3 protein-coding genes are annotated in these 6,013 nt (G+C 72.3%); 2 read left to right on the forward strand and 1 reads right to left on the reverse strand.

Annotated elements, in window-relative coordinates:
* Positions 1-10: 10 nt before the first annotated feature.
* Positions 11-2,731 (reverse strand): DNA polymerase I, encoded by a 2,721-nt coding sequence (gene polA / locus ACZ4UB_RS34655; protein ID WP_468076504.1) that lies wholly within the window; start codon positions 2,729-2,731, stop codon positions 11-13.
* A gap of 257 nt (positions 2,732-2,988) precedes the next feature.
* Between polA and ACZ4UB_RS34660 the strand changes: the two genes are divergently transcribed.
* Both ACZ4UB_RS34660 and ACZ4UB_RS34665 read left to right on the forward strand, forming a co-directional pair.
* Positions 2,989-5,259 carry an FdhF/YdeP family oxidoreductase gene (locus ACZ4UB_RS34660; protein WP_468076505.1) on the forward strand — a complete coding sequence of 757 codons (2,271 nt, stop codon included), beginning with the start codon at positions 2,989-2,991 and terminating at the stop codon, positions 5,257-5,259.
* A 77-nt stretch (positions 5,260-5,336) separates the two neighbouring features.
* Positions 5,337-5,813 (forward strand): PaaI family thioesterase, encoded by a 477-nt coding sequence (locus ACZ4UB_RS34665; RefSeq protein WP_468076507.1) that lies wholly within the window; start codon positions 5,337-5,339, stop codon positions 5,811-5,813.
* The last annotated feature ends 200 nt before the right edge of the window (positions 5,814-6,013 follow it).

Consider the following 6,013-nt stretch of genomic DNA (forward strand, 5'->3'; position numbering starts at 1 on the left):
GGGCGGTCCGTCAGTGCGCGGCGGACTCCCAGTCCCCGCCCACGCCCACGGACACGTCCAGCGGGGCCCGCAGGTCGACGGCGGCGGCCATCTCGCGGCGCACCAGCTCCTCGACGGCCGCGCGCTCGCCGGGGGCGATCTCCAGCACGATTTCGTCGTGCACCTGGAGCAGCATCCGGGAGGTGAGGCCGGCCTCGGTGAGCGCCCGGTCCACGCGCAGCATCGCGACCTTGACGATGTCGGCGGCGGTGCCCTGGATGGGGGCGTTCAGGGCCATCCGCTCGGCGGCCTCGCGGCGCTGGCGGTTGTCGCTGTTGAGGTCGGGGAGGTAGCGGCGGCGGCCCAGGACCGTCTCCGTGTACCCGGTGGCGCGGGCCTCCTCGACCACGCGCTGGAGGTAGTCCCGCACCCCGCCGAAGCGCTCGAAGAAGGTCTCCATCAGGCCGCGCGCCTCGGCGGGCTCGATGTTCAGCTGTTGGGCGAGGCCGAAGGCGGAGAGCCCGTAGGCCAGGCCGTAGGACATCGCCTTGATCTTGCGGCGCATCTCGGCGTCGACGGCGGACCGCTCCACGCCGAAGACCTGGGAAGCCACGGTGGTGTGCAGGTCCTCGCCGGTCGCGAAGGCCTCGATCAGGCCCTCGTCCTCGGAGAGGTGCGCCATGACGCGCAGCTCGATCTGGCTGTAGTCGGCCGTCATCAGCGATTCGAAGCCCTCGCCGACGACGAAGCCGCGCCGGATGGCCCGGCCCTCGTCGGTGCGCACCGGCACGTTCTGCAGGTTCGGGTCGGTGGAGGACAGTCGGCCGGTCGCCGCGACGGTCTGGCTGAAGCTGGTGTGCACCCGGCCGTCCGCGGCGATGCACTTGACCAGGCCCTCGACGGTGACCCGCAGCTTGGCCTGCTCGCGGTGGCGCAGCATGATCACGGGCAGTTCGTGCTCGGTCTGGGTGGCCAGCCAGGCCAGCGCGTCCGCGTCGGTGGTGTAGCCGGTCTTGGTCTTCTTCGTCTTGGGCAGGTCCAGCTCGCCGAAGAAGACTTCCTGGAGCTGCTTGGGCGAGCCGAGGTTGAACTCGTGGCCCACCGCGGCGTGCGCTTCCTTGACGGCCTGCTGCACCGCGCCGGCGAACTGCTGTTCCATCGCTTCGAGGTGATCGCGGTCGGCGGCGATGCCGTACCGCTCCATCCGGGCGAGCAGCTCGGAGGTGGGCAGCTCCATGTCGTGGAGCAGCTCGGTGGCGCCGACCTCGGCGAGCCGGCCGGTGAAGGCGTCTCCCAGGTCGAGGACCGCGCGGGCCTGCGCCATCAGGGCTTCGGCCTCGGCGGTGTCGTCGGCGCCGAAGGCGAGCTGGCCGTCGGCGGCGGCGGGGGCCAGCTCGCGGTGGAGGTACTCGTTGGACAGCACGTCCAGCGCGAAGGACCGGCGGCCCGGCTTGACCAGGTAGGCGGCGAGGGCGGTGTCCATGGTGACGCCCGCCAGGCTCCAGCCGTGCTCGGGGAAGACCCGCATGAGGGCCTTGGCGTTGTGCACCACCTTGGGCCGTGCCGCGTCCGCGGCCCAGGCGACGAAGGCGCGCTCGTCGGCCTCGTCCAGCGCGGACGGCTCGAACCAGGCCGCGGCGCCGTCGGCGGCGGCCAGCGCCACCTCGGTGATCCGGCCCGCGCCCAGCGTCCAGCTGTCGACGGTCGCGACGCCCAGCGCGGCTCCCGCGCGGCCCTCCAGCCAGGGGGCCAGCTCGCCCGCGCGCAGCACCGAGCCGTCGAGCTCGACGCCGGCCGCCGGGGCGGGGGCCTCTTCCTCGGCCGCGCCCGGGTCGACCGCGAGCAGCCGCTCGCGCAGCGAGGCGTTGCGGATCTCCAGCACGTCCAGCACGCCGATCATGGCGGTGCGGTCGTACGGCGCGCGCGCCAGGTCGGCGGGGGTCTTGGGGAGCTCTACGTCGCGCACCATCTCGGTGAGGACCCGGTTCAGCTTGACCGCGTCCAGGTGGTCGCGGAAGTTCTGCCCGGCCTTGCCCTTGACCTCGTCGGCGCGCTCGACCAGCTCGGCGAAGGAACCGAACTGGTTGATCCACTTGGCGGCGGTCTTCTCGCCGACGCCCGGGATGCCGGGCAGGTTGTCGGACGGGTCGCCGCGCAGCGCCGCGAAGTCGGGGTACTGCTGCGGGGTGAGGCCGTACTTCTCCTCCACCTTCTCGGGCGTGAAGCGGGTCAGCTCCGAGACGCCCTTGGTGGGGTAGAGGACGGTGGTGCGCTCGGAGACCAGCTGGAAGGAGTCCCGGTCGCCGGTGACGATCAGCACGTCGAAGCCGAGGGCCTCGGCCTGGGTCGCGAGGGTGGCGATCACGTCGTCGGCCTCGAAGCCGTCGACCGCGAAGCGCGGCACGCTCATCGTGTCGAGCAGCTCGCCGATCAGCTCGACCTGCCCCTTGAACTCGTCGGGGGTCTTGGAGCGGTTCGCCTTGTACTCGGGGAACTCCGTCGAGCGCCAGGTCTTGCGCGAGACGTCGAAGGCCACGGCGAAGTGCGTGGGCGCCTCGTCGCGCAGCGTGTTCGCCAGCATCGACGCGAAGCCGTAGACGGCGTTGGTCGGCTGGCCGCCGGCGGTCGTGAAGTTCTCCGCGGGCAGCGCGAAGAACGCCCGATAGGCCAGGGAGTGCCCGTCCATGAGCATCAGGCGGGGGCGGTCCGCTGCGGGCGGCTGGTCGGTCTTCTTCGATGCTGAATCTGCCACGCCCCGATCCTAGGCGGCTCCACTGACAATTCCGGCGCCGCCCGTCACCCGGGCAGCGGACCCGTGGCCGGGCACGCCCTCGATCGGGGCGCGTCCGCCACCTCACGCGGCGCACGCGTCCCTCCGGCCGCCCCCGGCGCACGCGCATCCGGCCACGGGCACCCCGGACCGCCCTCCCGGTGCCCCGACGACCGTGAAAGGATCGAATGTGCGGCAACACGTGCTGCACCCGTACACGCGCTCGAAGTGGAGCCGACATGGCGACCAAGCCGCCCTCAGGTGACCCCGTCCAGGACGCGCCGCAGGTCGCGCCCCCGAAGCACGCCGCGGCCGGCCTGCCCGCCATCGGGCACACCCTGCGGATCGCCCAGCAGCAGATGGGCGTCGCGCGCACCGCGCGGACCCTGCTCAAGGTCAACCAGAAAGGCGGCTTCGACTGCCCCGGCTGCGCCTGGCCCGAGGGCGACAAGCGGCATACCGCCGAGTTCTGCGAGAACGGCGCCAAGGCCGTGGCCGAGGAGGCCACCCTGCGCCGGGTCACCCCGGAGTTCTTCGCCGCCCACCCGCTGGCGGACCTGGCGCAGCGCAGCGGCTACTGGCTCGGCCAGCAGGGCCGGATCACCCGGCCGATGCTGCTCCCCGAGGGCGGCGACCGCTACGAGCCGGTCAGCTGGGAGCGGGCCTTCGAGATCATCGCCGAGGAGCTGACCGCGCTCGACTCCCCCGACGAGGCGCTCTTCTACACCTCGGGCCGCACCAGCAACGAGGCGGCGTTCCTCTTCCAGCTCTTCGCGCGCGAGTTCGGCACGAACAACCTGCCGGACTGTTCCAACATGTGCCACGAGTCCTCGGGCTCCGCGTTGACGGAGACGATCGGCATCGGCAAGGGCAGCGTCTCGCTCGAAGACCTGCACCGGGCCGACCTGATCATCGTCGCCGGACAGAACCCGGGCACGAACCACCCGCGCATGCTGTCCGCGTTGGAGAAGGCCAAGTCCGCCGGGGCGAAGATCATCTCGGTGAACCCGCTGCCCGAGGCGGGGATGGAGCGGTTCAAGAACCCGCAGACCCCGCTCGGCATGCTCAAGGGCACCGCCCTCAACGACCTCTTCCTGCAGATCCGCATCGGCGGCGACCAGGCCCTCTTCCGGCTGCTCAACAAGCTGGTCCTGGAGACGGAGGGCGCCACCGACGAGGCCTTCATCCGGGAGCACACCCACGGGTACGAGGACTTCGCGGCCGCCGCCAAGGACACCGACTGGGCCGAGACCCTCACCGCGACCGGCCTGACCCGCCCCGAGATCGAGCGCGCCCTGGCCATGATCCTGGCCTCGGAGCGGACCATCGTCTGCTGGGCCATGGGCCTCACCCAGCACAAGCACTCCGTCGCCACCATCCGCGAGGTCGTCAACCTCCTCCTGCTGCGCGGCAACATCGGCCGCCCCGGCGCCGGGGTCTGCCCCGTGCGCGGCCACTCGAACGTGCAGGGCGACCGCACCATGGGCATCTTCGAGCGCCCCGCGCCCGCCTTCCTCGACGCCCTCGACGCGGAATTCGGCATCACCTCGCCGCGCTCGCACGGCTACGACGTGGTCCGCTCCATCCAGGCGCTGCGCGACGGCAAGGCCAAGGTCCTCTTCGCCATGGGCGGCAACTTCGTCGGCGCCACGCCCGACACCGAGGTCACCGAGGCCGCGATCCGCCGCGCCGCCCTCACCGTCCACGTGTCGACCAAGCTCAACCGCTCGCACGCGGTCACCGGGCGGCGGGCCCTGATCCTGCCCACCCTGGGACGTACGGACAAGGACGTGCAGGCGGGCGGCAAGCAGTTCGTGACCGTCGAGGACTCGATGGGCATGGTCCACGCCTCGCGCGGCAACCTCGCCCCGGCCGGCCCCGACCTGCTCTCCGAGCCCGCCATCGTCGCCCGGCTCGCCCGCGCGGTCCTCGGCGCCGCCTCCCGCACCCCGTGGGAGGAGTTCGAGAAGGACTACGCCACCATCCGCGACCGCATCGCGCGCGTGGTCCCCGGCTTCGCGGACTTCAACGCCCGCGTCGCGGCCCCCGGCGGCTTCCAGCTACCGCACGCCCCCCGCGACGAGCGGCGCTTCCCCACCAAGACGGGCAAGGCGAACTTCACCGCGGCCCCCGTGGAGTACCCCCGGGTCCCCGCGGGCCGGCTGCTGCTCCAGACCCTGCGCAGCCACGACCAGTACAACACCACGATCTACGGCCTCGACGACCGCTACCGCGGCATCACCGGCGGCCGTCGCGTGGTCATGGTCAATCCCGAGGACGCCGCCGAACTCGGGCTCGCCGACGGCGCGTACACCGACATCGTGAGCGAGTGGCGCGACGGGGTGGAGCGGCGCGCGCCCGGCTTCCGCGTGGTGCACTACCCGACGGCGCGCGGCTGCGCCGCCGCGTACTACCCGGAGACCAACGTGCTGGTCCCCCTCGACTCGACCGCGGACACCAGCAACACCCCGGCCAGCAAGTCCGTCGTCGTGCGCTTCGAACCGGCCTGACGGACCGGTCCGGGGGACCTGATAGAACGGCCCTTCGGACAAGTCGGTTAACGAACGTTGACGAACGGAGCAGGCCCATGGGCGAGCAGCACGCCGTGAAGTTCCCGCAGGAGGTCCTGGACGAGTACACGGCACTGGGCATCGACCTGCCCTCGCTGTTCTCCGCCGGGCACCTCGGCGAGCGCATGGACATCCGCGTCCTGGAGGCCTCGGCCGACAAGGTCGTGGGCACCATGCCCGTCGAGGGCAACACCCAGCCGTACGGGCTGCTGCACGGCGGCGCCTCCGCGGTGCTCGCCGAGACCCTCGGGTCCGTCGGCGCGATGATGCACGGCGGCATCAACAAGGTCGCGGTCGGCGTGGACCTCAACTGCACCCACCACCGCGGCGCCCGGTCCGGCCTGGTCACCGGCACCGCGACCCCGGTGCACAAGGGGCGTTCCACCACCACCTTCGAGATCGTCATCACCGACGACCAGGACCGCCGGATCTGCACGGCCCGCCTCACCTGCCTGCTGCGCGACGTCGAGCCGCAACAGCCCCGTAACGACTGACCAGTTGCCCTCACCGCGGCGCCGGTCTAGCGTTCCCGCATGGGATCCGGACCGGGGGGGGGGGGGGGGGGGGGGGGGGGGGGGGGGGGGGGGGGGGTGGGTGGGGGTGGGGGGGGGGGGGGGGGGGGAGGCGAGTTACGCGACAGGTGCAGGCCGGCCCGCGGAGAGCGCCGGGCATCCGTCCGCGCCTCTAGGCGGCC

The sequence above is a fragment of the Streptomyces sp. NPDC028419 genome, assembly GCF_055565515.1.

Bases quoted from the DNA above. Each gene is read 5' to 3' on its own strand.
- ACZ4UB_RS34660 (WP_468076505.1), top strand. From the start codon at position 2,989: ATGGCGACCAAGCCGCCCTCAGGTGACCCCGTCCAGGACGCGCCGCAG.
- ACZ4UB_RS34665 (WP_468076507.1), top strand. From the start codon at position 5,337: ATGGGCGAGCAGCACGCCGTGAAGTTCCCGCAGGAGGTCCTGGACGAG.